This is a genomic window from Micromonospora haikouensis, assembly GCF_000876225.1.
Lineage (GTDB): Bacteria > Actinomycetota > Actinomycetes > Mycobacteriales > Micromonosporaceae > Micromonospora > Micromonospora haikouensis.
On record NZ_JXSX01000003.1, the window covers coordinates 1,798,828 to 1,824,912 of the forward strand.

Annotated in this window: 23 protein-coding genes; 14 read left to right on the plus strand and 9 right to left on the minus strand. The window is 75.1% G+C overall.

What is annotated here, in order from left to right:
- The first annotated feature begins 187 nt into the window (after positions 1 to 187).
- Entirely contained in the window at positions 188 to 1,834 is a 1,647-nt protein-coding gene (locus tag TK50_RS28965) for a pentapeptide repeat-containing protein (RefSeq protein WP_043968700.1), read from the plus strand.
- A gap of 144 nt (positions 1,835 to 1,978) precedes the next feature.
- Positions 1,979 to 2,542: a hypothetical protein gene (locus tag TK50_RS28970; protein WP_052503994.1), complete on the plus strand. Its 564-nt coding sequence runs from the start codon at positions 1,979 to 1,981 to the stop codon at positions 2,540 to 2,542.
- Positions 2,543 to 2,641: 99 nt separating this feature from the next.
- Here the strand turns inward: TK50_RS28970 and TK50_RS28975 are convergent, their stop codons facing one another.
- Positions 2,642 to 3,064, minus strand: coding sequence for an SUKH-4 family immunity protein (locus TK50_RS28975; RefSeq protein ID WP_052503995.1), 423 nt, complete (start codon positions 3,062 to 3,064; stop codon positions 2,642 to 2,644).
- Positions 3,065 to 3,140: 76 nt separating this feature from the next.
- Complete coding sequence (locus TK50_RS28980; RefSeq protein WP_043968701.1) at positions 3,141 to 4,619, minus strand: glutamate-cysteine ligase family protein; 1,479 nt, start codon at positions 4,617 to 4,619, stop codon at positions 3,141 to 3,143.
- A gap of 181 nt (positions 4,620 to 4,800) precedes the next feature.
- Between TK50_RS28980 and TK50_RS28985 the strand changes: the two genes are divergently transcribed.
- Complete coding sequence (locus TK50_RS28985) at positions 4,801 to 5,139, plus strand: DUF3817 domain-containing protein (RefSeq protein ID WP_043969534.1); 339 nt, start codon at positions 4,801 to 4,803, stop codon at positions 5,137 to 5,139.
- 50 nt (positions 5,140 to 5,189) lie between these two features.
- Here the strand turns inward: TK50_RS28985 and TK50_RS28990 are convergent, their stop codons facing one another.
- A complete protein-coding gene (locus TK50_RS28990) occupies positions 5,190 to 5,726 on the minus strand; it encodes a hypothetical protein (RefSeq protein ID WP_043968703.1) in 537 nt (178 codons plus the stop codon).
- A gap of 189 nt (positions 5,727 to 5,915) precedes the next feature.
- Here TK50_RS28990 and TK50_RS28995 point away from each other — a divergent pair, with 189 nt between their 5' ends.
- The 4 genes from TK50_RS28995 (at position 5,916) to TK50_RS29010 (ending at position 11,562) form a co-directional block, all read left to right on the plus strand.
- The gene (locus tag TK50_RS28995) at positions 5,916 to 7,040 is read left to right on the plus strand and encodes a baeRF2 domain-containing protein (RefSeq protein ID WP_043968705.1); all 1,125 of its coding nucleotides are present in this window, start codon (positions 5,916 to 5,918) and stop codon (positions 7,038 to 7,040) included.
- Complete coding sequence (locus tag TK50_RS29000) at positions 7,033 to 8,793, plus strand: thiamine pyrophosphate-binding protein (RefSeq protein ID WP_043968707.1); 1,761 nt, start codon at positions 7,033 to 7,035, stop codon at positions 8,791 to 8,793. Before TK50_RS28995 ends, TK50_RS29000 begins: the two co-directional genes overlap by 8 nt.
- A gap of 283 nt (positions 8,794 to 9,076) precedes the next feature.
- Entirely contained in the window at positions 9,077 to 10,429 is a 1,353-nt protein-coding gene (locus TK50_RS29005; RefSeq protein WP_043969535.1) for a hypothetical protein, read from the plus strand.
- A gap of 278 nt (positions 10,430 to 10,707) precedes the next feature.
- Positions 10,708 to 11,562 carry a SigB/SigF/SigG family RNA polymerase sigma factor gene (locus tag TK50_RS29010; protein WP_043968709.1) on the plus strand — a complete coding sequence of 285 codons (855 nt, stop codon included), beginning with the start codon at positions 10,708 to 10,710 and terminating at the stop codon, positions 11,560 to 11,562.
- 83 nt (positions 11,563 to 11,645) lie between these two features.
- Here TK50_RS29010 and ctaD read toward each other — a convergent pair whose 3' ends face one another.
- The 5 genes from ctaD to TK50_RS29035 form a co-directional block, all read right to left on the minus strand.
- Entirely contained in the window at positions 11,646 to 13,652 is a 2,007-nt protein-coding gene (gene ctaD / locus TK50_RS29015) for an aa3-type cytochrome oxidase subunit I (RefSeq protein WP_043968710.1), read from the minus strand.
- A gap of 163 nt (positions 13,653 to 13,815) precedes the next feature.
- Complete coding sequence (locus tag TK50_RS29020) at positions 13,816 to 14,547, minus strand: ATP-binding protein (RefSeq protein WP_043968711.1); 732 nt, start codon at positions 14,545 to 14,547, stop codon at positions 13,816 to 13,818.
- A gap of 78 nt (positions 14,548 to 14,625) precedes the next feature.
- Positions 14,626 to 15,078, minus strand: a complete 453-nt coding sequence (locus tag TK50_RS29025; protein ID WP_043969536.1) for a DUF4383 domain-containing protein — start codon at positions 15,076 to 15,078, stop codon at positions 14,626 to 14,628.
- 169 nt (positions 15,079 to 15,247) lie between these two features.
- Positions 15,248 to 16,402 carry a glycosyltransferase gene (locus TK50_RS29030; protein WP_043968713.1) on the minus strand — a complete coding sequence of 385 codons (1,155 nt, stop codon included), beginning with the start codon at positions 16,400 to 16,402 and terminating at the stop codon, positions 15,248 to 15,250.
- A gap of 121 nt (positions 16,403 to 16,523) precedes the next feature.
- Positions 16,524 to 17,504 (minus strand): glucosyl-3-phosphoglycerate synthase, encoded by a 981-nt coding sequence (locus TK50_RS29035; protein WP_241774176.1) that lies wholly within the window; start codon positions 17,502 to 17,504, stop codon positions 16,524 to 16,526.
- 229 nt (positions 17,505 to 17,733) lie between these two features.
- Here TK50_RS29035 and TK50_RS29040 point away from each other — a divergent pair, with 229 nt between their 5' ends.
- The 6 genes from TK50_RS29040 (at position 17,734) to TK50_RS29065 (ending at position 24,495) form a co-directional block, all read left to right on the plus strand.
- Positions 17,734 to 18,759 (plus strand): Gfo/Idh/MocA family protein, encoded by a 1,026-nt coding sequence (locus tag TK50_RS29040; protein ID WP_043969537.1) that lies wholly within the window; start codon positions 17,734 to 17,736, stop codon positions 18,757 to 18,759.
- Positions 18,752 to 19,840, plus strand: coding sequence for a zinc-dependent alcohol dehydrogenase (locus TK50_RS29045; protein ID WP_043968716.1), 1,089 nt, complete (start codon positions 18,752 to 18,754; stop codon positions 19,838 to 19,840). The genes TK50_RS29040 and TK50_RS29045 overlap by 8 nt, the downstream gene beginning before the upstream one ends.
- A gap of 43 nt (positions 19,841 to 19,883) precedes the next feature.
- On the plus strand, positions 19,884 to 22,178 hold the full coding sequence (gene secA2 / locus TK50_RS29050; RefSeq protein WP_043968718.1) for an accessory Sec system translocase SecA2: 2,295 nt from the start codon (positions 19,884 to 19,886) through the stop codon (positions 22,176 to 22,178).
- A 142-nt stretch (positions 22,179 to 22,320) separates the two neighbouring features.
- Positions 22,321 to 23,061, plus strand: a complete 741-nt coding sequence (locus TK50_RS29055) for a GAF and ANTAR domain-containing protein (RefSeq protein WP_043969538.1) — start codon at positions 22,321 to 22,323, stop codon at positions 23,059 to 23,061.
- A 127-nt stretch (positions 23,062 to 23,188) separates the two neighbouring features.
- The gene (locus TK50_RS29060) at positions 23,189 to 23,689 is read left to right on the plus strand and encodes a DUF2231 domain-containing protein (protein WP_043968720.1); all 501 of its coding nucleotides are present in this window, start codon (positions 23,189 to 23,191) and stop codon (positions 23,687 to 23,689) included.
- 44 nt (positions 23,690 to 23,733) lie between these two features.
- Entirely contained in the window at positions 23,734 to 24,495 is a 762-nt protein-coding gene (locus tag TK50_RS29065; protein ID WP_043968721.1) for a class I SAM-dependent methyltransferase, read from the plus strand.
- Positions 24,496 to 24,584: 89 nt separating this feature from the next.
- Here the strand turns inward: TK50_RS29065 and TK50_RS29070 are convergent, their stop codons facing one another.
- Positions 24,585 to 25,535, minus strand: a complete 951-nt coding sequence (locus TK50_RS29070; RefSeq protein ID WP_043968724.1) for a DUF3500 domain-containing protein — start codon at positions 25,533 to 25,535, stop codon at positions 24,585 to 24,587.
- Between the two features lie 92 nt (positions 25,536 to 25,627).
- On the opposite strand from TK50_RS29070, the gene TK50_RS29075 reads away from it, so the two are divergent.
- A complete protein-coding gene (locus TK50_RS29075) occupies positions 25,628 to 26,011 on the plus strand; it encodes a cupin domain-containing protein (protein ID WP_043968725.1) in 384 nt (127 codons plus the stop codon).
- Positions 26,012 to 26,085 lie beyond the last annotated feature (74 nt).

Here is a 26,085-nt window from a genome sequence, read left to right on the forward strand (position 1 = left end):
CTGATCGAGTGTGGCCTTCTCCCGACACCGGCGCTCGACCCGACCGCGTGCCGACGAACGCGGCACAGGTCCCGTTTCCCTGGGCCTCCGCCGAGGTCGGTCGTTGCGGTTATCCTGCGCCGGCGCGTCGGGGTCGGCCGGCGTCGGGGCCGGGTGGCAGCCACCGGGGTACGGGAGGGGGCGCGTAATGGTCGATGCGGCGGGCGTCGAGGAGTGCCGGGCGGTCGGCCGGCGGGTGCTGGCTGCGGAGGGTGGGCAGCGGGAGGCCGCCCTGCGGCGGCTGGCGCAGCTCGGCGCGGCCGATCCCGCGCTGCGGCAGGACGCCGCCGACGCGGTGTGCGCCTACCTGCGTACCCCGGTGGACGGCTCCGACGGGCCGGACGCCGACGGTCGGCGGGAGGCGGTGCGGGTGCTCGCCGGGCTACTGCGCTTCGGCGGAGACCCCGGCGCGTCGGCGGTCGGCGTCGACCTGGCAGGGGCGACCCTCGTCGACGCCGACCTCGGCGGCTGTGCGCTGGCCGGGGCCCGGTTCGACGACGCCCGGTTCCTCGGGACGACCTCGTTCGCCGGGGCCCGGTTCGCCGGCGAGGCGATCTTCGCCCGCGCGTTATTCCACGGAGCGGCCCGCTTCGATGAGGCGCACTTTGCGGCCGACGCCGTGTTCGGGCGGGCCCGGTTCCGGGGGCCGGCCAGCTTCGCGGGCGCGGTCTTCGGCGGGATGGCCTGGTTCGGGCGCGGCGAGGAGGAGCTCTGGGAGGACGACCCGGCCTGGGACACCATCGAGGAGGTCCGGCCCGCCGAGTGGGACGAGCCGAACGAGGACGACCCCGGCTGGCCCGTGGCGGTGCTGATGGGCGACTACCAGGAGTGGACCGAGGGCGGCGACGGGGCCCGCTTCGTCGGCCCGGTGTCGTTCCGCCGGGCCCGCCTCGCCGGCCCGGCCTGGTTCTACAAGGCGCGCTTCGGCGCGGAGGCGACCTTCGGCGGGGCGTGGTTCGGCGGGCCGGTGCACCTGGACCAGCCGGCCGTGGACCTCACCGACGCGCGGTGGGCCGGCTCGGCCGACGACGAGCCGGTGTGCTGGCCCCTCGGCTGGACCCAGGGCCCCGCCCCGGACGGCGCGAACGGCCTGGCCAGGGCGGAGGAACTGGCCGCCGCGCCGGCCGGTCCGGAGGGTTCGGCCGCCCGGGGCGGCGGGGCGATGCTGCTGCCCGACGGCTCCGTCGCGCCGTACGCCCGCCAGCTCGCCGACCCCGACCCCGACGTGCGCCGGGTCGGCCTGCGGGTCCTCGGCGAGTTGGGCGACGCGCGACCGGAGCTGCGCCAGCGGGTCGTGGACGCCGTCTGCGGCTACCTGCGCGCCCCGTTGCCGTTCCCCGTGACCGGCGAGTTGACCGCCGCGCAGGCCGGCGAGGTGGAACTGCGCCGCGCCGCCCAGCGACTCCTCGCCGCACGCCTGCGCCCGGGGCCCGGGGCACCGGAGGAGCCGGGCGGGTCGGGCGGGCTAGGCGAGCAGGGCGGGCCGGTTTCCGGGGCGGTGCACTGGGCGGGCTTGAGCCTGTCGCTGTGCGGCGCGACCCTCGTCGACCTCGACCTCAGCGGCTGCGCGGTGGACTACGCCGACTTCACGGCCGCCCAGTTCCACGGCGTCACCCGGTTCGACGGGTCAACGTTCGAGGGGGCCGCGTTCCGGCTCGGCGGCTCCGAGGGGCGCGCCTCGTTCCACGGCGACGTCACCTTCGCCGGGGCACGCCTCGACAGGTTCCGCGCCCCGGCGGAGGTCCTCGGCGCGGTCGTCTTCCACGCCACCCACGACCTCCCCACCCCGTCCTGACCCCCGCCCCGACCCCCGTTCTTCGCGATCTTGCAGTTTCGGCCCCCGCATAACGGTGATAACGGGCGAACCGAGGGCCGCAAGTGCAAGATCGCGGCCCTGCCCGGCCCGGCCGGGCGGAGCGGGGGTGGGTATCGTCGCGGCGTGAAGGACGAGAGGGCCGAGGGGCTGTTGTTGGGGCGGATCTTCGGCGACCCGTGGATCGTCGACCTGCTGCGCCGGTTCGACTTCGACCTGGACCGGGTGGCCGACGGGCCGCCGGAGGCGGTGCACCTGCCCAGCGGCGAGCCCCTGGAGATGATCGCCGGGGATGCCTCGGGTGGGGCCTTCATACTGGTGGGCGCCGGCGTCACCCGGCCCGTGCTGTACGTCGGCTCGGAGGGCGAGGGCGGGTTGATCGCGACCGACCTGCGCGCCGCGCTCGCCCTCGTCGTCGGGCTCCCCAGCATCCACGACGCGACGTCGGTCCCGTACGGCGACGACGGCGGCGCGCGGCTGCGGGAGTGGCTGGCCCGCGCCGACGAGGAGATCCGCGAGGACTGGCCGGAGTTGGACGCCGACCGGGCGCGGCTGCGGCGGGCGCTCGACCTGCCGGAGGCCGACGGGCTGCTGGAGGCGCTGCACCGCTTGGCGGCCGACGAGGACTACCGCCCGGTCAGCGACGCCGGTGACCGGTACGAGGCGATGGTCGACGCGCGCGGGGCGTAGCCACCGGAGGGTGCCGACCCGGCGAATCCCCCCGCGCCGTCAGGCCGTCGAAGCGCCGACCGTCAGGCCGGCCCGTGGCCACCTGGGAAGGTCGATCCGTCAGGTCATTCCGTAGCCGAGTTCCTCGGCGGCCACCGACCAGAAGCGGTTCTCGTGGCCGACGGACGCCGGGTCGAGCTGCCGGAACCGGTCGGTGAGCCGCTCCCCGACCGCCTCGAGGTCGTCGTCGGCGTCGTCGGGCAGCGCGTCGGCCTCGGCGCGGGCCGCCAGGTACGCCTCCGCGCAGGCGACGAGCGCGTCCAGCGTGGAGTTCACCGGCTCTGCGCCGTCGGCGTCGACGAGGGACACCGCACCCGTGGCCGGGTCGACGACGAGGCGGGACAGCCCTTCGTCCTCGGCGAGGACGACCCCGGTCGAGTCGGCGCGGGCGGCCGGGAGCCAGTCCCCGGGGTAGGGAAGCTGCTCCCCGAGGGAGCGCAACCGGGCGAGGGCGGCGTCGATCGCCGCGTCGGTGGTCGGCACCGGCCCACCCTAGCCCCGGGCACCGGCCCACCCTGGCCTTGGGCACCGGCCCGTCGGCCGGGGACTCCTGGCCCGGTCAGGGGATCGGCCACTCGTGGACGGGGCGGTTGCTGTGCATCAGCTCCACGTAGTGGCGGACGACCTCGCGCAGCGCCTCGGGCCGGTCCAGGTGGTCGGCGGACTCCAGCCGGTGCAGGGTCTCCACCTGCCAGGTCGCGCCGTTGCGGCCGGTGAGGCAGCGCTGCTCGATGATCCCGAGCAGTCGGTCCCGCTCGGCCGGGTCGAGCCCCCAGCGGTCGAGGCCGTGGTGGGCCAGCGGCAGCAGCCGGCGCAGCACCAGCTCGGTGACCGGCAGGTAGCCGAGGCCGGGCCAGAACACCTGGGCGTCGATGCCGTGCCGGGCGCAGGCGTTGAAGTTCTCCTCGGCGGCGCTGAACGACATCTGCGACCACAGTGGCCGGTCCGACTCGGCGAGGGCCCGGACCAGCCCGAAGTAGAACGCGCCGTTGGCGACGGTGTCGAGCACGGTCGGGCCGGCGGGCAGCACCCGGTTCTCCACCCGCAGGTGGGGGCGGCCCTTGTAGACGTCGTAGACCGGCCGGTTCCAGCGGTAGACGGTGCCGTTGTGCAGCCGCAGCTCGGCGAGCTTCGGCACGTCGCCCCGGGCCAGGGCCTCGGCCGGGTCCTCCGGGTCGCACACCGGCAGCAGCGCGGGGAAGTAGCGCACGTTCTCCTCGAACAGGTCGAACACGCTGGTGATCCAGCGTTCGCCGAACCACACCCGGGGGCGTACCCCCTGGGCCTTGATCTCCTCCGCCCGGGTGTCGGTGGCCTGCTGGAACAGCGGGATGCGGGTCTCGCGCCACAGTTCCCTGCCGAAGAGCAGCGGCGAGTTCGCGCCGAGGGCGACCTGGATGCCGGCGACGGCCTGGGCGGCGTTCCAGTGGTCGGCGAACTGCGCGGGGCTGACCTGGAGGTGGAACTGGGTGCTGGTGCAGGCCGCCTCCGGGGTGATGGTGTCGGCGGTGGTCGCGAGCCGCTCCACCCCGCTGATGGAGATCCGCAGGTCCTCGCCGCGGGCGGCGAAGATCTGCTCGTTGAGCAGTTGGTAGCGCGGGTTGGCCGACAGCGTCTCGGCGGTCAGGTGCTCGGGGCGCAGCGTCGGCAGGATGCCGATCATGACCATGTGCGCGCCGACGCCCCGGGCCTTGGTCTCGGCGGCGTTGAGGCTGGCCCGCACGTGTTCCTCGAACGCGGCGGTGCCCGTGCCGGCCAGCCGGCGCGGCGCGACGTTGATCTCCACGTTGAACTGCCCCAGCTCGGTCTGGAAGCTGGGGTCGGCGATCGCGGCGAGCACGTCGGCGTTGCGCATCGCCGGCATGGACTCCTCGTCGACCAGGTTCAGCTCGATCTCCAGCCCGGTCATCGGCCGCTCGACGTCGAACCGGGACTCCCGGAGCATCTCGGCGAAGACGTCCAGACACCGGTGCACCTTCTCCCGGTAGCGGGCCCGGTCCTCCCGACTGAAGGTGCGCGCCCCGACTTCCTCGCCCATGGTCACCGCCCTGTCACCGTTGGTTCCCCCAACCTCGCACGCCTCGGCGGCCCGGGGGAAGACCCGAAGGTCCCTCTACGTACCCACCTGCGGCCCGCGTGATCCCCGTCGCCTCCGCCTCCCGCGCCGCCGAGGTGTCGGACGGGCTGGCTAGCATGGCCGGCAACCGGTGGGGGAGACGATGCGCGAGAAGATCACGAAGCTGTTCGTCGCGGCGGCGGTCGCCGAGGCGTGCTCCTGGCTGGCCCTGCTGGTCGGCATGGCCGTGAAGTACGGGCCGCCGGGCAACGAGATCGGCGTGAAGATCTTCGGCCCGATCCACGGCGGCCTGTTCGTCGCGTACGGTGTGCTCGTGCTGGCCGTCGCCCGGCTGCACCGGTGGCGGACGTGGCCGACCCTCGTGGCGCTGGCCTGCTCCGTGCCGCCGTTCGCCACCCTGGTCTTCGAACGCTGGGCGGCCCGCCGGGGCATGCTGCGCACCGCGCCCGACCCCGACCGCCCCCTCACCCCGGTCGGCTGACCGCCCGTCGCGCCCCGTGTCGGGTGCCGGGTGCCGGGTGCCGCAAAGCCTCAGATGAGCAGGATCGCCGCGGCGACCACGAGGACCAGCAGTGCGCCCAGGATGGCCTGGAGCAGCAGCGGCGGCCCGAGGTGGCTCCACAGGGTGGCGTGGCGGGGGCGCAGCAGTTGCCCGGTGGTGAGGTTGACGATCTGCTCGACCCGGGGCGGCAGGTCCGGATCCTGCGGCTTGAGCGTGATCTGCACCCAGTCGGCCGGGTGCAGCGCGCTCTGCGCCAGGTGCCCGTGCAGCTCCACCTCGCACAGCTGATCGTTGGAGTCGCGCAGCCGCAGCGGGGTGACCAGGAACTCCGGCCCCTTGCGCAGTTCCTTCCAGGTGCGCCGGGCGCCGCCACCGCCGCTGGACAGCAGCGAACGGAACGCCAGCAGCAGCAGCCCCATCACGCTGGCGGCCGTGACCACGGCGACGAGCACGGGCTGGCCGATCTTCAGCTCACGCGGATAGCCGTCGAGCAACCGGACGACGCGGCCGGTGACGATCCGCTGCGTCGGGCGAGCGATCCGCCGGTAGTCGAGGTCGCCGTCCATTGTCCACCACCGAGAGTCGTTCACCACGGAGAGTCCGATTCGCTGCACCGATCGTATCCGGCGGCGCGGCCGAACGACATGAATGAACGCGAGTCATGTTCGTGGCGCGCTTGCGTACGGGACCGCCGGGTGAGGTGACAAGGCGACCGGCGCGGGTAAGCGGGGGGCCGAGCCGGAAAGGGGTCGAGCATGCAGCTGTCCTTCCTGCGCCCGCTCTACGACCGTCCCGGGCCGTGGTGCTCGGTCTACCTGGACGCCTCCCGGGACACCCACGACGCCCGACCCGCGCTGGACCTGCGCTGGCGGGCCCTCAAGGGGCGACTGCTGGAGCAGGGCGCCGACGCGCCGACCGTGGACGCCGTCGAACGGGTCGTCCGCGGCCACGACCCGATGGCGGGCGACTACGGCATCGCCGTGTTCGCCACCCGGGGCCGCGCGGTGCTCACCGAGTACCTGTCCGCCCCGCCGCTGCGGGACCTGGCGACCGTGTCGGAGCTGCCGCACACCATGCCGCTGCTCGCCCAGCGCGGCGAACAGGTCGCCTGGGTGCGGGTGCTGGCCGACCGCAGGGGCGCGGACGCCGTGGCCGTCAGCGCCGGCGGGGTGCCCCGCCGCGCCCACGTCACCGGCCGGGAGGACTTCCCGCTGCGCCGCGTCAGCCCGGGCGGCTGGTCGCAGTCGCGCTACCAGCGGGCCGCCATGGAGGCCTGGCACCACAACGCCGGCGACGCGGCGGCGGCCACCGTGGAGCTGGCCGAGAAGGTCGGCGCGGAGGTGGTGGTGGTCGCCGGCGACGTGCGGGCCACCGGCATGATCGCCGCCCAGCTTCCGGAGCGCTGGCAGGACGTGCTGGTGCGTACCGACGCCGGGTCGCGGCACGCCGGGGCGGACCCGGCGCTGATGGACGACGTCACCGTGCAGACCATCGCCGAGGTGGCCGACCAGCGGGTCACCGCGACGCTGGACCGCTTCGGTGTGCAGGAGGACGTCGGGGCGGGCCTCGACGCGGTCGTGTCGGCGCTGCGCCGCAACCAGGTGGACACGATGCTGATCGTGGACGACCCGTCGTCGACGGCGCAGCTGTGGGTCGGCCCCGAGCCGACCGACATCGCCACCGACCCGGGCCAGCTCACCGCCGTGTCGGTGGCCGACCCCCGGCGGGTACGCGCCGACGCGGCCCTGGTCCGGGCGCTCGTCGGCACCGACGCCGAGCTGACCGTGCTCGCGCCGGACGAGGCGCCCGAGCTGACCGACGGGGTGGGCGCGGTGCTGCGCTACGTCGACGCCGCCACCCCCGGCCGGTCACATGGCTGAGCGTACGGTCGCCGACCTGGTGGTGGAGCGGCTACGGGCGTGGCGGGTGCCGCGCGCCTTCGGGTGCCCGGGCGCCGCCGTAGCCCCGCTCGTCGCCGCCCTGGACCGTGCGGGCGGGGACCCGGCGTTCGTCCCCGCCCGGCACGAGGAGACGGCCTCGTTCATGGCCAGCGGGCACGCCAAGTTCACCGGCGAGATCGGGGTCTGCCTGGCCACCCAGGGCCCCAGCGCCGTGCACCTGCTCAACGGCCTGTACGACGCCAAGCTGGACAGCAAGCCGGTGGTGGCGATCGTCGGCGAGGACATCGGCGGCCCGCTCGGCGGCGCCCACGAGGAGATCGGCCTGAGCCGCCTCTTCGGCGACGTCTGCAACCAGTTCGTCCGCTACGGGCGCACCCCCGGTCAGGTGCCCGCCGTGCTGGACCAGGCGTTCCGCACCGCCGCCGCCACGCGCAGCCCCACCTGCGTGGTGCTGCCCCGCGAGTTGCAGGTGGCCCCGGTGCCCGACCTGGTCCCGCAGTTCGCCGGGGTGATGTCGGCGACGCCGGGGGAGCCCCTGGCGCGGGTGCTGCCGCACGACGCCGACCTGGCCGCCGCCGCGTCGGTGCTCGGCATCGGCGACCGGGTGGCGATCCTGGTCGGGCAGGGCGGCCACGGCGCGGGCGACGAGATCGTGGCGCTGGCCGACCGGCTCGGCGCGGGGGTGGCCGCCAGCCTGCTCGGCAAGCCGGTGCTCGACGAGCGGCTACCCTTCCACGCCGGGGTGCTCGGCGAGGTGGGCACCACCGCCGCGGCCCAGCTCATGGGCGGCTGCGACACCCTGCTGCTGGTCGGCACCAACGACCCGTGGACCGACTACTATCCGCTGCCCGGCCAGGTCCGCACCGTCCAGATCGACATCGACGGCCGGCGGATCGGCAACCGTTACCCGGTGGACGTGCCGCTGGTCGGCGACGCCACCGAGACGCTGCGGGCCCTGCTGACCCGCGTTGCGGACCGGCCCCGGCGGGCGTGGCGGGAGACGGTGGAGGCGTCGGTGGACCGGTGGCGGCAGGCGGCGGCGGCCCGCGCCGCCGAGCCCGCCGGGCCGGTGAACCCGCAGCTCGTGCTGCACGAGCTGTCCGCCCGGCTGCCCCGGGAGGCGGCCGTCGCGGTCGACGTCGGCTCGATCGTCTACTGGTACGCCCGCCATCTGGAGCTGCCGCCCGGCGTCACCGCCCACCTCTGCGGCACCCTCGGGTCGACCGGCTGCGCCCTGCCGTACGCGGTGGCGGCGAAGCTCGCCCGCCCCGATCGGCCGGTGCTCGCCCTCGCCGGCGACGGCGCGATGCAGCTCAACGGGCTGGCCGAGCTGATCACGGTGGCCCACCACTGGCGGGAGTGGCCGGACCCCCGGCTGGTCGTGCTCGTGCTCAACAACCGGGACAACTCCGGGGTGGGCGACGGCCGCCCGCCGGCCGGCGTGGCCGGCCGGCGCCCCGACGTCCCGTACGCCGGTTGGGCCCGCCTGCTGGGCCTGCACGGGGTCCGGGTGGACCGGCCGGAGCTGGTCGGCGCGGCGTGGGACGAGGTCCTCGCGGCGGACCGGCCGAGCGTGCTGGAGGCCGTGGTCGACCCGACCGTCGCGCTGCGCCCCCCGGAACCGGCCCTGGCGGACCTGCGCGGCCTGTTCGCCGGCGGCGACGCGGCCCGGCAGGTCCGCGGGCGGATGCTCGACAACCGGGTCGCCGTCGAGGCGGAGGACCTCGTGTAGCCCCGGGCCAGGGCGCGTGACCCACCTACGGCACGCCGGGCGGCGTGGCGGTCTCGGGATTCCGGGGGCCGCCACGCCGCCCGCGCGTACGCCCCGGTCCGGCTCGCGGTCCGGCTCCGGACGACCCGCCCAGCGGGCACGCGCGAGGGCGGACGCCCCGTTTAGACCCCATCGGGACGGGAAGCCGGGCCGCGTGGTGAGCGAACGAGGCGGGTCCGGACCGGCGCACACGGTGCGCCCGGACCTCACGGCGGACGGGGCCGGACTTGCCGGCGACCGGGTGATGACGGCAGGCAGCACGGCCCGGATCATGGTCGCCGCCGCGGTGCGCGCCCTGCGCGGGGAGGACTGCGCCGACCTGCGGAACCCGGGCGTGCCGTCCCGTTTCCCGGGCGCCCCCGAGCCGGTGCGCCGGGGCGCGGCCGTGCGGGTGGCCGGGCGGGTCGCCCTCACCCCCGACCAGGCGGCCGAGGTCGACGCCGACCGGGTCGCCCGGTGGATCGTCGACCAGTACCCGCGCCGGTGCTACCCGGGCGTGGTGCTCGGCTCGCCGCACGGCGCGGCCGTGCACCTGGCGGTCGCCCTCGGGGTGCCCTGGCTGCCCGCCGCCTTCGAGACGACGGTGCACTGGGGCGGCGGCGCGGTGGACCGGCCCGGCGCCGCCCTCGACCACGGCGCGGCGCTCGCCGGCCGGCTGCTGGCCGGCAACCCGGACGTGCACGTGCGCCAGGTGCACTGCCCGGCGAGCCGGGGCCCGCTGTCCGGGGCGACCGTCTCCCTCACGGTGCGCTGGCAGTCGCTGCCGACGGCGTACGCCCGGTTCCTCGCCGACCGCCTCGCGCCCGGCGCCCCGGTGCTGCTGCTGCGCGACGCCCGCACCTGGCCGGTCTACGACGCCGGACGGGGGCACAGCTTCCAGGCCGGCTCCCCGGCCAGCGGCCTGGACCCGGTGGACTTCCACCCGGACTCGCACGTCCTGCGCCAGGTGCTCCGCTGCGTCGGCGGCGACGGGGCCCGTTGGCAGCCCCCGGAGGTCTCCTGCCCCCAGGGCTACGCCGAGCACGGCGTGGAGCCCGGTTTCGAACTCGCCGTCCGGGACTGGGCCGGGCGGCGGGGCAACGACGTGCACCGGGTGCTCTTCCCTCGGCCGGAGGCGCTCAGCGCCGCCGTCGCCGACCTGTACCGGGGGTGGCTGCGGCGGGCCGGCAAGACCGGCGACCGCCTCGTCGTGGAGTGCGGGCGGCTGCTCGACCCGTGGCAGGTGGTGCGGGCGGGGCTGGTGCCGTACTGGTGCGAGAACGCCACCCGGCGCACCGTCGACGCCGCCGAGTGGTGGCTGGCCGGCAGCGAGCCGTTCAGCTCCGTGGACGTGCTCCCGGAGTCGCCGGGGATGCGCTCGCCGGCTCTCGCGGGCCTGCCGCAGTGGCTGGCCGTCGCCGCCTTCGGCCGTCGCCGCCGGGCCCTGGACCGCACCGCCGCCCGCGGTTACCCGGTCGCGCCGGTGCCGACCCGCCGGGCCACCGAGGTGCTCCGTGCCCAGCCGTACGACCTGCCGGCGCCGCCGCCGCTGCCCGCCGCGACCGCCGTCGAGGCGTTCCGGGCCGGCGGCGCCCGGCACGGCCTGGTGGTCGGCTGACCGGTTCGTCCGCCGTGCCGCCGGGCGTCCCGGGCGGCGTGCCGCAGTCGGTCGTACCGACCGGCCGAAACATCCTCGCGAACCCGGGCCGGCGTGATTGAGTACCTACGGAGCGGGAACACCGCTGGCTGCGACGGCCGGGCAAGGCTGCGCAGCCCGCTGTCGCCGCTCCTCGACGGATCCCGTCATGTGACCCACTTCCGGCCCGGTGCGTGGCTCGACCACGCGCACGTCCGGTTTCCCGACCCGGGCGGGGGACCTTCCTGAGGGAGGCGCGGATGTTCGGACAGCCCAGCACGACCACGGCACCACCCCCCACCGACCGGGGGCTGGAGGATCTCGACGCGGCGGCGCTGGCGTACGCGGCGCGGATCGAGGGCCTGCCCCCCGAGCGGCGGCAGGAGGCCCGCGACGACCTGGTGCGCTTCGCGTTGCCGTTCGCCGGGCGGCTCGCCCGCCGCTACCGGGGTCGGGGCGAGCCGCTGGAGGACCTGGAGCAGGTGGCCCGGCTCGGGCTGGTCAACGCGGTCGACCGGTACGACCCGGAGCGGGGCTCGTTCACCGCGTACGCGGCGATCACCATCGTCGGGGAGATCAAACGCCACTTCCGGGACCGCACCTGGGGGGTGCACGTGCCCCGCCGGCTGCGCGACCTGATCCTGGAGGTGGGGCAGGCCACCGCCGCGCTGACCAGCGAGCTGTCCCGGGCCCCCACCGTCGCCGAGCTGGCCGAGCGGCTGGAGACGCCGCAGGAGGAGATCCTCGCGGCCCTGGAGTCGGCGGCCGGCTACAGCCCGGCCTCGCTCAACGCGCCCGTCGGCGGGGAGAGCTCCGCCGAGTTCGGCGACCTGGTCGGCGAGAGCGACAACGCGCTGGAGTCGGTCGACGACCGGGTGACCGTCAGCGGGCTGCTGCACCGGCTGCCCTGGCGGGAGCGGCGGATCCTGGCCATGCGCTTCTACGGCAACCAGACCCAGGCCGAGATCGCCGCCCGGTTCGGCATCTCCCAGATGCACGTCTCCCGGCTGCTGTCGCGGGCGCTGACCTGGCTGCGGCAGGCGATGCTGGCCGACGCCCCGCCGCCGTGGCAGAACGGCCCGGCCGAGACGGAACCGGCGACGAAGCGCCGGTGAGGCGCAAGGAAGGGCCCCCTGTCGACGCCTGAGGCAGAGAGGGGTGCCCTTCTCACACCCCGGAGCCCGTCGCGTGGGCGGGCTCAGTGCTCCGTCGAGTTGCCACGGCTGTGCGGGTGCCGCCACCGCTCGTTCTCCTGCGGGGCCCGCCGCCCCGCGTCCGGCCCGCCCGGCTCCGGGGCGTCGGACTCGTCGAAGCTGGGCCGGCGGACCTCCTCCGGCTCCGGCACGTCCACCGGCCGGGCGCCCGACTGCGGCGCCGGCTGGTACTCGACGGCCTCCCGGGCGCCGTGCGCGCCCTCCGCCGCCGGTGACTCGGGCGCGTGCCGCTCGTGGTGCATCTCCGAGGCGAAGCTCTGCGGCGGCTTCGTGGTGCGCTGGGGCAGGTCCCGGCCCAGGTCGGAGACGAGGTGGCCGTACTTGGCGTCGAAGGCGGGGCGCTCGGAGCGGATCCGGGGCATCCGGTCGAAGTTGCGCAGCGGGGGCGGGCAGGTCGTCGCCCACTCCAGCGAGTTGCCGAAGCCCCACGGGTCGTCGACCGACACCATCGCCCCGTACCGCCAGGACTTCCACACGTTGTAGATGAAGAACAACGTGGACGCGCCGAGCACGAACGACCCGACCGTGGAGATCATGTTGAGCGTGGTGAAGCCGTCGCCGGGCAGGTAGTCGGCGTACCGGCGGGGCATGCCCTCGTTGCCGAGCCAGTGCTGCACCAGGAAGGTGGCGTGGAAGCCGACGAACATCGTCCAGAAGTGCAGCTTGCCCAGCCGCTCGTCGAGCAGCCGCCCGGTCATCTTCGGGAACCAGAAGTAGACCCCGCCGAACGCGGCGAAGACGATGGTGCCGAACAGCACGTAGTGGAAGTGCGCCACCACGAAGTACGAGTCGGTGACGTGGAAGTCGACCGGCGGGCTGGCCAGCAGGACCCCGGTGAGCCCGCCGAGCAGGAACGTGACCAGGAAGCCGACGGCGAACAGCATCGGCGTCTCGAAGGTGAGCTGCCCCTTCCACATGGTGCCGATCCAGTTGAAGAACTTCACCCCGGTGGGCACGGCGATCAGGTAGCTCAGGATGCTGAAGAACGGCAGCAGCACCTGGCCGGTGGCGAACATGTGGTGCGCCCAGACGCTCATCGACAGCACGGTGATGGCGACGGTGGCCAGCACCAGCCCGGTGTAGCCGAAGATCGGCTTGCGGGAGAAGACCGGGATGATCTCGGTGATGATGCCGAAGAACGGCAACGCCACGATGTAGACCTCGGGGTGGCCGAAGAACCAGAACAGGTGCTGCCACAGCATCATCCCGCCGGTGGCGGGGTCGAACACGTGCGCGTCGAGCAGCCGGTCGGCGGCCAGGGCGAACAGGGCGGCGGCCAGCAGCGGGAAGACCAGGATCACCAGGACGCTGGTCAGCAGCATGTTCCAGGTGAAGATCGGCATCCGGAACATGGTCATGCCGGGGGCGCGCAGGGTCAGGGTGGTGGTGATCAGGTTGACCGCGCCGAGGATGGTGCCGAGGCCGGAGATGGCCAGGCCGACGATCCACAGGTTCCCGCCGATGCCGGGGGAGTGCTCCATCCGGCTCAGCGGCGTGTACGCCGTCCAGCCGAAGTCGGCGGCCCCGCCCGGGGTGGCGTAGCCGCCGACGACCAGGGTCCCGCCGAACAGGTAGAGCCAGTACGCGAAGGCGTTGAGCCGGGGGAACGCCACGTCCGGCGCGCCGATCTGCAACGGGACGATGTAGTTGCCGAACGCGAACACCAGTGGCGTCGCGAACAGCAGCAGCATGATCGTGCCGTGCATGGTGAACGCCTGGTTGTACTGCTCCGGGGAGAGGAACTGCAGGCGCGGCCGGGCCAGCTCGGCCCGCAGCAGCAGGGCCAGCACCCCGCCGATGAGGAAGAAGACGAACGAGGTGACCAGGTAGAGCAGGCCGATCTGCTTGGCGTCGGTGGTCCCGATCAGCTTGATCAGCTTGGCCCCGGGCAGGGCCGGGCGGACCGGGCCGGGAAAGCCGCCGAAGCGGGCCGGCGCGAGGATCGCGGGCCCCCGGTCTCGGGCAGGCTCCGTGGTTACCCGCTTGGGCATGCTTCTCACCCCGTCGTGGCGACAGAAAGGGACGGGCGTGCCTACCCGCCCCTCTCCCTATGTAACCAGGCGAGAGCGGTAATTTCGGTCGATTCGCGGGTGGGCGGGTCTCCGCCACCGTGAACACGACCGCGTTCACCGACAGCCGGGCGACACGGCGGGGTCAGGTGGCGGGCAGCATCGCCCAGACCACCTTGCCGTCGACCACCGGCGCGCTGCCCCAGCGCTGGGTCAGCTCCCGCACCAGCAGCAGGCCCCGGCCGCCCTCGGCCCGCAGGTCCGTCCGGGTCGCCGCGCGGGCCGCGGCGCGGCTGCCGTCGGCAACGGCCAGCTGCAGGTACGGCCGGCGCAGGGTCAGCGTGACCTGCATCGGGGTGCCGGCGTGCCGCACCACGTTGCCGACCAGCTCGCTGAGCACCACCGAGGCCGGGCCGACCAGCTCCGGCAGGTGCCACCGGCCGCAGGCGTCGGCGACCAGCTCCCGGGCCCGTCGGCACGCGCCCGCCACCGGTTCCAGGCGGACCCGCAGCCGGGGCGCGGCGGCGGCCCCCGCCGTCCGGGCCGCCTCGGCGCAGTCCCGCTGCACCGGCAGCCCCCGGCACACCCTCGACTGGGTCAGCCAGCTGGCCGTTCGCGCCGGTGGCGCGCAGAGCACGACGGGCACCGCCGGCCAACCGGCCGCCTGGCGGGCGGCGGCGGCGAAGACCGACAGCGCGAGCCCGTCACGGACGGTGAGGTCGTGGAGGTCGACCACCAGCGCGTCCGGCTGGGCGGTGAGGCAGCGGTCGAGCACCCGGTGCACCGTCCGCATGGTCGCCAGGTCGAGCGCGCCGGCGATGCGTACGACGGTCACGGGCGACTCGTCGCGGACCTCGCAGGTGATCCGGCTCGGCATGCGTGGTCCTCGTTTCCGTCTCGGGGTGACCCCGACGTACCCGGCGCGGTGCCGGGTGAAACGGAACGACGGGCGCGCTCAGCGGGGACGACGGTCACGCGTCGTGAGCACGCCCAGCGCGATCATGCCGGCGCCGAGGACCAGGTGCAGCCAGTTGTCGGCGTTGTTGACCGGGATGAAGTTGGCGCCGCTGCCGTGGTCGACGACCAGGCCGTAGAGCCACAGCACGAGGTAGATCGCCCCGCCGCCGATCAGGAACGTCCGCGCCCCGTCCCACGTGCGCGACAGCGCCAGGCCGGCCAGCCCGAAGGCCAGGTGTACGGCGTTGTGCAGGACCGAGACCTGGAACACCCCGAGCAGCTTCGCCCCGGAGCCGTGGCCGGCGAAGCGCAGGTCGCCGAAGTCGGTGGTGATCCCCGGGACGAAGCCGAGCAGACCGACCAGGAGGAAGACCACACCGACGGTGGCTGCGGCACGCCGCACCGGCGCCCGGCCGTCGGCCGGGTTGCGTCGGGCCCGCGCGTGGGCCATCGGACCGGCCACCACGACCTCCTCACCGCCACTGTCTGACCGCCGGGCGGGAGCCCCCCCGGCCGGGCGACGCGTTCCCGCCACCGCCCCGCGCAAACGCGGGCGGTCCGCGCGGGCGGTCTCAGCAGGGGCCCGGCGGCGTTGACAGGTGCCCCTCCGTGCGCCGCCGTCAGGCGGGTTGCAGGGGGCGGGAGGCGGTCTGCCGGACCTGCTCGTACAGCCCGACGTACGCGCGCGCCATCACCGCCGGGGTGAACCGCCTGGCGGCCTCCCGGCGGCACTCGTCGCCGTCGAGCACGCTCGCGGCCAGCAGCAGGTCGGCCAGCTCGTCCTCGTCGGCGGTGAGCAGCCCGGTGCGGCCGTGCTCGATCAGCTCCGGCAGGCAGCCCCGGGCCGTCGCCACGACCGGGGTGCCCAGCGCCAGGGACTCGACCACGGCCGTGCCGCCGGGCTCCTCCCAGCGCAGCGGGAACAGCGCGGCGCGGGCCCCGGCCAGCAGGTCGTCGCGCTCCTGCCCGGCGACCGTGCCCACCCAGCGGACCAGGTCGCCGTCGACGTGCGGGGCCACCTCGTCGTAGAAGAACCGCACGTCCGGGTTCTGCCGGGCCTCGTCGCCCGCCGCGGCCAGGTCCTGCGGCCGGTGGTAGGGCCCGACCGGCCCGGCGAGCACCAGCGGCACGCCGACCCGCCGCGCCAGCCGGGCGCCGACGTCCTGGCCCTTGCCCGGGTTGATCCGGCCCAGGATGATCAGGTAGTCGCCCTTGTCCGGCCGGGGCCGCCGGTCGGCGTCGACGGCGAGCGGAGTGGACAGGTGCACGTGGCCGACGGAGTGTTCCCGCAGCGCCCGGGGGGCACGGGCCAGCTGCGCGGCGGACACGCCGTTGACCCGGACCCGGTCGCCGCCGTCGAGGTTGCCGTACAGGTCGGGGTGCTTGGCCAGGTCCCAGTGCAGGGTGTGCAGCACCGGCGGGGCCTGCGGGCCCATCGCCGCGAGGGTGGCCAGGCCGACGGCCTCCACGTGGTCGTGCACCAGGTCGATGTCGTCGCGGGCGTGCAGCGCGCGCACCACGCCGCCCAGGTGCGCCTGGGAGATGCCGCAGACCTGGTTGTACGGCCGTTGCAGGGCGTGGAACTGGCCGTCGCCGAAGACGGTGATCTTCTCGTCGACGGGCAGGGTGCTGCTGTCCACGGAGGCGAGGACCACCCGCACGCCCAGCCTGCGCAGCTCCGGCACGAGGGTGGCGATGACGTTCTCGATCCCCCCGTAGCCGGGCGGCGGCACGGACAGCCACGGGCCGGCGTTCATCAGGACGGTGAGGCTCATGCGGGATTCCTTCCCTCGGCGGGCCGTCGGGTCGCGCCGGCGGACGCTGCGTCGCGCCGCCACCCCGTCCGTGTCGTCGTACCGGCATCCGGCTTCGGCACGCCGGTTTCCGGCGGCTTCGTCACGCGGGCACCCGGCGCCGGGACACCCGGTGCCGCAGCTCCGCCAGGGGCGGGCGCTCCTCGACCGAGACGTCGCTGACGACGATCTCCCGGTCGAGGTTCGGCAGCGCGTCGGAGCCGCCCCGCCGGAACTGGGTCAGCAGGGCGGCCGGCACGGCGCCCGGGTTGGCCCAGCCCCGGCGCTGCAACCGGGACCAGGCGGTCAGCATGATCTGCGCCGACATCCGGCCCAGCGCCGCCGTGTCCTGGTGGCGGTGCCGGCGCTCACCCAGGTCCACCTGGGCCAGCGCGTCCAGGCCGACCAGGTCGAGCAGGTCGATCAGCATCGCCGTCTCCACCCCGTACCCGGAGACGAACGGCACCCGTTCCAGCACGTCGCGGCGGCCGGCGTACTCACCGGCGAGGGGCTGGACGAAGCCGGCCAGCTCCGGCCAGAACAGGTTGAGCAGGGGGCGGGCCATCAGCTCGGTGACCCGGCCGCCCCCGTCGGCCTCCACGCTGGCCGCCCCCACCAGCGGCCGGTGGTAGAACCCCTTGACGAAGTCGACCGACGGGTCGGTCAGCAGCGGCCCGATCAGGCCGGTGACGAAGTGCGGGCGGAACTCGTGCAGGTCGGCGTCGACGAACGCGACCACGTCGCCCTCGGCCGCCGCCAGCCCGGCCCACAGCGCGTCGCCCTTGCCGGTCAGCCGGGGCAGCCCCCGCGTCATCTCGTCCTGGCCGACCACCTCCGCGCCGGCGGACCGGGCCACCTGCGCGGTCCGGTCCGTCGACCGGGAGTCGACCACGATCAGCTCGTCGACCAGGGGCACCCGGTCCATCAGGTGCTCGCGGATGGTCGACACGATCGCGCCGACCGTCGCCTCCTCGTTACGCGCCGGCAGGACCACGCTGACCCGGCTGTCGCCCTTGGCGCGCAGCAGCCGCCGCGACGTCCACTCGGCCGCCGAACTGGTCCGATATGTCGCCCATGCCTCCACCACCGGTGTCACACTCGCCTCTGCATCCCGCACTGACGCACCCCCAGATCGTGGTGGAAAACGCGGAGTACGGAATTCCCAATTCCGCCCGCACGCTAACCGGATTGTCGCTAACAGCTTGATCACGGGCCGCGCCCCCACCGGTTTTCGGCAGGTGAACGTTTGATTGCGCGCCCCACCGGGGAGTGTGCATCGCGCGAATGCGAAAGCGTGGCGAAAGGGTGTGCCGATGCGCGGGTGCCGGGTGGGACTGGTCGGGGCCGGCGGGGTGGCGCAGCGCCACGCCCGGGTGCTGGACGGCTTCGACGACGTCGAGATCCTCGGCGTGACCGACGTGGCGCGCGACGCCGCGACCGCCCTGGCCGACGCGCACGGGGCGCGGACCTTCGCCGACGTCGACGAGCTGCTCGCCGCCGGCCCCGACGCGGTGTACGTGTGCGTGCCGCCGTTCGCGCACGGGCCGGTGGAGGAGGCGGTGATCGCCGCCGGGGTGCCGATGTTCGTGGAGAAGCCCGTCGCGGTGGACCTGGACACCGCCGAGCGGATCGCCGACCTGGTCGCCCGGCGCGGGCTGCTCACCGGCGTCGGCCACCACTGGCGGTACCTGCATGTGGTCCGGCACGCCCGCGAGCTGCTCGCCGACCGGCCGGTGCGGATGGTCGGCGGCGCGTGGCTGGACAAGGTGCCCCCGGTCGCCTGGTGGGCGCGGCGGGACCGCTCCGGCGGCCCCGTGGTCGAGCAGGCCGCGCACGTGCTGGACCTGATGCGGGTGCTCGTCGGGGAGGTGACGGAGGTGACCGCGTACGGCGACGGCACCCCGCCGCCGGTCGACGGCGCCGACGTCGACTCGGTGACCACCGCCGCCCTGCGCTTCGCGGCCGGCGCGGTCGGCACCGTCTCCGCCGCCTGCGTCCTGGGCTGGAAACACCGGGCCGGGCTGGAGATCCTGGCCGACGGCCTCGCCCTGAGCCTGACCGAGGACGGCCTGACCGTCCGCGACGCCGACGGCGAGCGCCACCTGGCGGCCGATCCCGACGCCGCCCGCACCGCCGTCGACCGGGCCTTCGTCGACGCGGTCCGGCGCGTGGGCGACGACGTGCGGGTCCCGTACGCCGAGGCGCTGCGCACCCAGCGGCTGGCCCTCGCGATCGCCGAGTCCGCCCGCACGGGGCGGCCGGTGTCCCTGCCGACCGGTCCCGCCGCGTCCCCCCACGCCGTCGTGCCGACCGCGACGCGGGTGGGCGTCGATGCGTGACCGGGTGGTGGTGGTGAGCGGCCCGGGGCGGGTCGAACTGGTCGAGCAGGACGCCGACGAGCTGCGCGACGGCACGTTCCGGGTGCGGACCCTCTACAGCGGGGTCTCCGCCGGCACCGAGCTGAGCTTCGTCAAGGGCACCAACCCCTACCTCCACGTCACCTGGAACTCCGGGCTGGGGCTGTTCCAGCCGGGCGAGGCGAGCACCCCGTACCCGGTGGCCCGGCTGGGCTACATGCAGGTGGGGCGGGTGGTCGAGAGCCGCACGCCGGCGGTCGCCGTCGGCACGGTCGGCGCGATGACGTACGGCCACCGCACCGGCCACGTCGCCGACCCGCTCGCCGAGCGGTTCGTCCCGCTGCCCGACGACCTCGACCCCCTGCTCGGCGTCTACGTCGCGCACATGGGCCCGATCTGCGCCAACGGGCTGCTGCACGCCGCCGCCGACCTGCGCGGCACCGACGTGCGCTCCCTCGGCGACGGGGTGGCCGGCCGCCGGGTCGCGGTGGTCGGCAGCGGCGTGGTGGCCCTGCTCACGGCCCTGTTCGCCCGGCACCACGGCGCGGCGTCGGTGGTGGTGCTCGACCCGACCCCGCAGCGGCGGGCGGTCGCCGAGGCGCTCGGCCTGCAGACCCTCGACCCGGGCGCCGACGACCCGGCGGTGGTGCTGAAGACCCGGTGGAACCACGCCGCGGGCGACCGGGGCGCCGACGTCGTCTTCCAGTGCCGGGGGCAGGCGTGGGCGTTGCAGCTCGCGCTGCGCCTGCTGCGCCCCCAGGGCACCGTGATCGACCTGGCCTTCTACCAGGCGGGCGCGGACGCGGTCCGCTTCGGCGAGGAGTTCCACCACAACGGGCTGTCGCTGCGCTGCGCCCAGATCGGCCGGGTGCCGCGCGGGCTCGCCCCGACCTGGGACCGGGAGCGGCTGTCGGCCGAGACCATCGACCTGCTGCGGGCGTACGGTGATCGGATCCGCACGCATCTCGTGTCGGCGGTGGTGCCCTTCGATCAGGCTCCGGAGCTGCTCACCGACCTGGCCGAACGCCGCCGACAGGAGTTGCAGGTGGTGTTGACCGGCTGACCGGGCCGCACGATCCGGCCCGGGTCGCGTACCGTTGCGGCTCATGGGTGTGTCGCAACGGTTGAAGAGCAGGTTCCGTCGGTTCCTCCAGCGCCCGGGCACCACGGTCGACCTGGGCCCGCTGGAGAAGCTGCTGCCGGCCATCGAGGGCCGTGAGGAGGAGCTGTCGGCGCTGACCGACGCCGAGCTCACCGAGGCCGCCGGCTCCGCCACGGGCTACGAGGAGATCTGCGCGATCGGCCGCGAGGCCGCCCGGCGCGGGCTGGACCAGCGGCCGTACGACGTGCAGCTGCTCGGCGCGATGGCCCTGCTCTCCGGCAAGGTCGCCGAGATGGCCACCGGTGAGGGCAAGACCCTGACCGCCACGATCGCCGCGTACGGGCACGTCCGGCTCGGCAACGGCCCGGTGCACGTGCTCACCGTCAACGACTACCTGGCCCGCCGCGACGCCCGCTGGATGGAGCCGGTCTACGCCCTGCTCGGGCTGACCGTCGGCTCGGTCAGCGAGGCGTCCACCCCGCAGGAGCGCCGCGACGCGTACGCGTGCGACGTCACGTACGTCTCGGTCAGCGAGGCCGGTTTCGACTACCTGCGCGACCAGCTCGTCACCGACCTCGACGACCGGGTCCAGCCGGCGCTGCGCACGGCGATCGTCGACGAGGCCGACTCCATCCTGATCGACGAGGCCCGGGTGCCGATGGTCCTCGCGGGCGCGGTCGGCGGCGAGCAGGACCCGGTGCACGCCGCCGCGGCCCTGGTGCGCGGCCTGCGCAAGGGCAAGCACTACACCGTCGCCGAGGACGGCCGCAGCGTCGCCTTCACCTCCGCCGGCCTGGCCGCCGTGGAGGCCAAGCTGGGCGGCATCGACCTGTACGACACCGAGCACGTGGGGCAGCTCTCGGCCGTCAACGTGGCCCTGCACGCGCACGCCCTGCTGCACCGCGACGTCGACTACATCGTGCGGGACGGCTCGGTGGAGCTGATCGACGAGATGCGCGGCCGGGTGGCCCAGCGCCGCCGCTGGCCCGACGGCCTCCAGGCCGCCGTGGAGGCGAAGGAGGGGCTCGACGCCACCGCCGAGGGTGAGGTGCTGGGCACCATCGCCGTGCAGGCGTACATCGCGCTCTACCCGAAGGTGTGCGGCATGACCGCCACGGCGGTGCTGGTCGGCGACCAGCTGCGCGAGTTCTTCGGCCTGGAGGTGGCGGTGATCCCGCCGAACACCCCCTGCGTGCGCGAGGACGAGCCGGACCGCATCTACGCCACCCGGGCCGAGAAGGACGAGGCGCTGGTCGACGAGATCAGGCGCTGCCACGACAAGGGCCGGCCGGTGCTGGTCGGCACCCTCGACGTCAAGGAGTCCGAGCAGCTCGCCGTCGGGCTGGAGGCCGCCGGGGTGCCCTGCGTGGTGCTCAACGCCAAGAACGACGACGACGAGGCGGCGATCATCGCCGAGGCCGGCGCGTACGGCGCGGTCACCGTCTCCACCCAGATGGCCGGGCGGGGCGTCGACATCCGGCTCGGCGGCAGCGACTCCGCCGACCGGGACCGGGTCGCCGAGCTGGGCGGCCTCTACGTCATCGGCAGCGGCCGGCACGACAGCCGCCGCGTCGACGACCAGCTGCGCGGCCGGGCCGGCCGGCAGGGCGACCCGGGCGGGTCGGTGTTCTTCGTCAGCCTGGAGGACGACCTCGTGGTCCGGCACGCCGGCGACGCGGTCCCCGCCTCGCCCCGGATGAACGCCGACGGCCTGGTCACCGACCCGCAGGTCGACTACGCCGTGGAGCACGCCCAGCGGGTCGCCGAGGGCGTCAACCACGAGATCCACCGCAACACCTGGCGCTACAGCGTGGTGATCGAGCAGCAGCGCAAGGCCCTCGCCGAGCGGCGGGAGCGGCTGCTGACCAGCGACATCGCCGCGCTGATGCTGCTGGAGCGGGTGCCGGAGAAGGCCGAGGAGATGGACGAGGACCTGCTCGCCCGGGCGGCCCGGTCGATCGCACTCTTCCATCTCGACCGGCTGTGGGCCGAGCACCTCGCCGAGCTGTCCGAGGTGCGCGAGGGCGTGCACCTGCGCGCCCTGGGCCGGCTCGACCCGCTCGACGAGTTCCACCGGGCGGCCGTGCCGGCGTTCAACGCGCTGGTGCCGGAGATCGAGGCCCGCACCATCGCCACGTTCACCGAGACCGAGTTCGACGAGGACTGGGAGCCGGACGCCTCGACGCTGGTGCGGCCGTCGGCGACGTGGACGTACCTCGTCCACGACAACCCGTTCGGCTCGGAGCTGGACCGGCTCATCGCCTCGGTGGGGCGTCGGCTCAGCGCCGCCCCGCGCTGAGGCGCGACTTTTCGGCCGTTTCGACCCGGCTTGCCGGGGGTACTAGCGCGCGTCGAAAGAATCGGGAGAGCAAGACGATGAGACAGCGCAGGGGCGGTACGGGGCGCCGGTGGCCGGCGTTCCCGGCGGGGGCAGTGGCCCGGTGAACCTGGAGGCGCAGGTCGCCGGCACCGAGACCCTGAGCGTGCTGGAGACGGCGGCGCTGCTGCGGGAGCTCACCGCCGGCCTGATCGAGGTGACGGATTTCGACGCGGCGCTCGTCCAGTTGGTCGGGCTCGCCCAGGCGGCTGTCGCCGGGGTCGCCTGGTGCGGTTTCACGGCGCTGCGGGCCGGCGAGCCGGCCGGGGTGGCCGCCTCCGACCCGGCCCTCGCCGGCCTGGACGACCTCAGCGACGGCCCCGACACGCCGGCGATGAGCGCCATCCACCGCCGCGAGATGATCATCGCCGAGGACCTCGGGCGGGAGTCGCGCTGGCCGGGCTGGACGGCCCGGGCCCGGCAGGCGGGGGTGCGTGGCGTCATCTCCGCGCCGGTCGACGTCGACGAGCAGGTCATCGGGGCGATCAACCTGTACGCTTCGACGCCGGACGCGCTGACCACCCGTCACCAGCTCACGGCGATGCTCCTCGCCGAGCACGCCGGGCTGCTGCTGGCCGCCGTCCGGGGCCGGGAGCGGCGGGCCGCCGAGGCCACCGAGCGGGACGCCGCGCTGCTCGGCGAGGGGGTGGTCGGGCAGGCGATCGGCGTCATCATGACCCAGCGTGGCTGCCCCGCCCCGGAGGCCCTGGAGGTGCTGCGCAGCGCGGCGACGTCGCTGGACATCCCGCTGCGCGAGGTCGCCGAACGCCTGGTGGCCACGGTCGCCCGCCCCCGGGAGGGCTAGCTGCGGGCCGGGCCGCCGGCACCGCCGGCCACCAGCCTGTCGGCGATCCGACGGCCGGCCGTTTCCCCATGGCGACCTGCGGGTAGCACCCTGGACTGGTGAGCTGAAGCGACCAGGGGAGGGCGCGATGGAGAGCCGACTGCGGGTGCACGGGCATCCCATCCAACCGATGCTGGTGACGTTCCCGTTCGGGCTCTTCGTCAGCGCCACCGTCTTCGACCTGGCCGACGTCGCGGGCGGTCCCGCGTTCCTCGGCGAGGTCGGCTACTGGACCTCGGTCGCCGCCCTGGTGGCGGCCGCGCTGTCCACCGTCGCGGGGATGGTCGACCTGTGGGACGCCGCGGGCGAGCGGACCCGCCGCACCAAGATCACCTTCAACCTGGTCAACGCGGCGATGGCCGCGCTGTTCCTGCTGACCTGCCTCATCCGGGCGCACTCGCCGCAGCGGGGCGCGACCGGCGTCATGCTCGCCGCCGAACTGGTCGCGCTCGGGCTGGGCGGGGCCGGCGTGTGGCTCGGCGCCCGCCTGATGCGTCAGTTCGAGGCCGGGCGCGCCGAGACGGGCACCCTCGACGCGCTGGGCCCGGTGGCGGGCTCCACCGTGGAGATCGTCCGGCCCCGCGTCTGAAACCCGGTTGTCCCGGCGCGGTGGGTGCGACGATGCTTCCGCCCATGAGCGGAAAGCGGGGATTCGAGGAGCTGATCGCCGAGGGCGCGTCCGTGCCCGTGCAGGGCTGGGACTTCTCCTGGCTGCGCGGGCGGGCCAGCGAGGAACGACCGCCGTGGGGCTACGCCCGGCTCGTGGCCGACCGGATGGCCCGGGCTGACGCGGCGCTGGACGTCGACACCGGCGGCGGGGAGGTCCTCGCCGAGGTGCCCCGCCCGCCCCGGGTCCTGCTGGCCACCGAGGCGTGGCCGCCCAACGTGGAGGTGGCCCGGCGCAACCTGCGCGCGGTCGGCGCGACGGTGCTCCAGGTCGCCGAGGGCGGCGGCCTGCCGGTGGCCGACGCCGCCCTGGACCTCGTGGTGAGCCGACACCCCGTGCATACCCCCTGGGACGAGATCGCCCGCGTGCTGCGGCCCGGCGGGACGTTCCTGTCCCAGCAGATCCGCGGCGGCACCATGCGGGAGCTGAGCGAGGCGATGCTGGGTCCGCTGCCCCCGCCGCAGCGGCAGCTCCCCGGCCAGGCCGTCGCCGCCGCCGAGGCGGCCGGGCTGACGGTGCTCGACCTGCGCGAGGCGACCCTGCGCACCGTGTTCCACGACGTCGCGGCGGTGGTCTACTTCCTGCGCAAGGTGGTCTGGACGGTCCCCGGGTTCACCGTCGAGCGTTACCGACCCCAGCTCGCCCGCCTGCACGACCGGATCGAGGCCGACGGCCCGTTCGTGGCCCACGCCCGGCGCTTCCTGATCGAGGCGGTCCGGCCCGCCTGAGCCGGCCTGGACCGACCCGCGGCCGGCGTCGCCCGCGCCGGCCGCGGGGACCGCCGCCGTGCCCCTGCCCGCGGTCGGCGTGGCTCCGGTCAGCCGTGCGCCTCGGCGTGGTGCGCGGCGAGCACGTCCGCGCCGAAGTCGCTGGCCGGGCGGCGCAGCACGGTGTGGGCGTGGTTGCCGTCGTCGGCGGTGTTGTCGTACTCGATGAGCAGGTCGTCGCCCTGCACCCGGTAGTAGTGGCGCTGCCCGGGCCCGGTGGGGCCGGCCCAGGCGAAGTGCAGCGGCCCACCGGCGAGCCGGCGGGCCTCCCGGGCGGCCAGCTGCGGCGGCAACCGGTCCAGGTACACGGCGACGAGCTGGTCCAGCAGGGCCCGGCCGGTGGGGCCGAGCCGGTCGGCCGGCACCCCCAGCGGCGCGATCTGCCCGGCGACGCGGGGACGGGTGGCGCTGACGATGTCGGCGGGGGCGTCGTCGGCGACGATCGCCGCCGCCCGTCCCGCCGGGCCGATGGCGTCGAGCAGGGCCCGGCCCAGGTCCTCCTCGACCCCGAGCGGCCGGGACACCGGGTGCCCGGCGTGCCGGACGGCGGCCGGGTTCGCGCCGAGGAAGACGGGCGCGGGGGAGACCTGGTCGTCGACCACGGTCATGCTCACCGACAGGTGGTGCCCCTCGAACCGCCAGGCCCACCGGTCGTCGCGGGCCGGGTCGCCGAAGACCGCGACCCAGTAGTCGCCGCTGTGCCGCCCGCGCCGCCAGCCCTCGGCCCGGTCGAGCACCTCCTCCAGCGCGACGACGGCCATCGCCTGCGCGTACGCCGCCGGGCTCAGGGCCGTGGCCAGCAGCCGGTGCGCGGCCTTGCGGCCGGCCCGGTCCAGGTCGGCCAGGCACACCCCGGGGCGCGGCCGGGGACGGTACTCCAGCCACCGCCGGGCCGCGTCGTCGTCGAACCGGTGCGTGGCGCGGGTCCGCGCCGAGTCGTCCAGCGCGCCGAGCAACGTGGTGCCGGCCGCGCGCATCTGTTCGGGTAGGGGATCGTCCACCGACCCTGTATACCCGGCCGGGCGCGGCCAGCGCGCCGCGAGCGGGGCCGGCGCGCCGCCTGGTAGCTTGCCGGGCCGGCGCGGGAGGGGCGATGGGCGACGACAGGGTGTACGTGGGCAAGGCGGACGTGGACGGCCCCCGGGAGGGCGGCTGGCTGCTGGGCCACTTCATGCCGGAGGGCGACCCGCGGCGCAGCGGCGACGTGGAGGTGAAGTGGGGCGTGCACGCGGCGGGGGAGGCCCGCTCGCGGTGGGCCACCGGCGAACGGCGTACGGCGCTGCTGGTGCTGGTCAGCGGCGGCCGGTTCCGGGTCGAGCTGCCGGACCGCACGGTGCTGCTCGCCGAGCCGGGTGACTACGTGGTGTGGGGGCGGGGCGTGGACCACTCCTGGTACGCCGAGCGCGAGTCGGTGCTGCTGACCGTGCGTTGGCCGTCGGTACCGGGCTACCGGGTGGAGCCACCGGTGCGCCGCTGAGGCGCGCGCCAAGCCCACGCGGCTTCCCATCATGTGGTATTACCTACTAAACCTATAGGCTTTACCTCCTATGC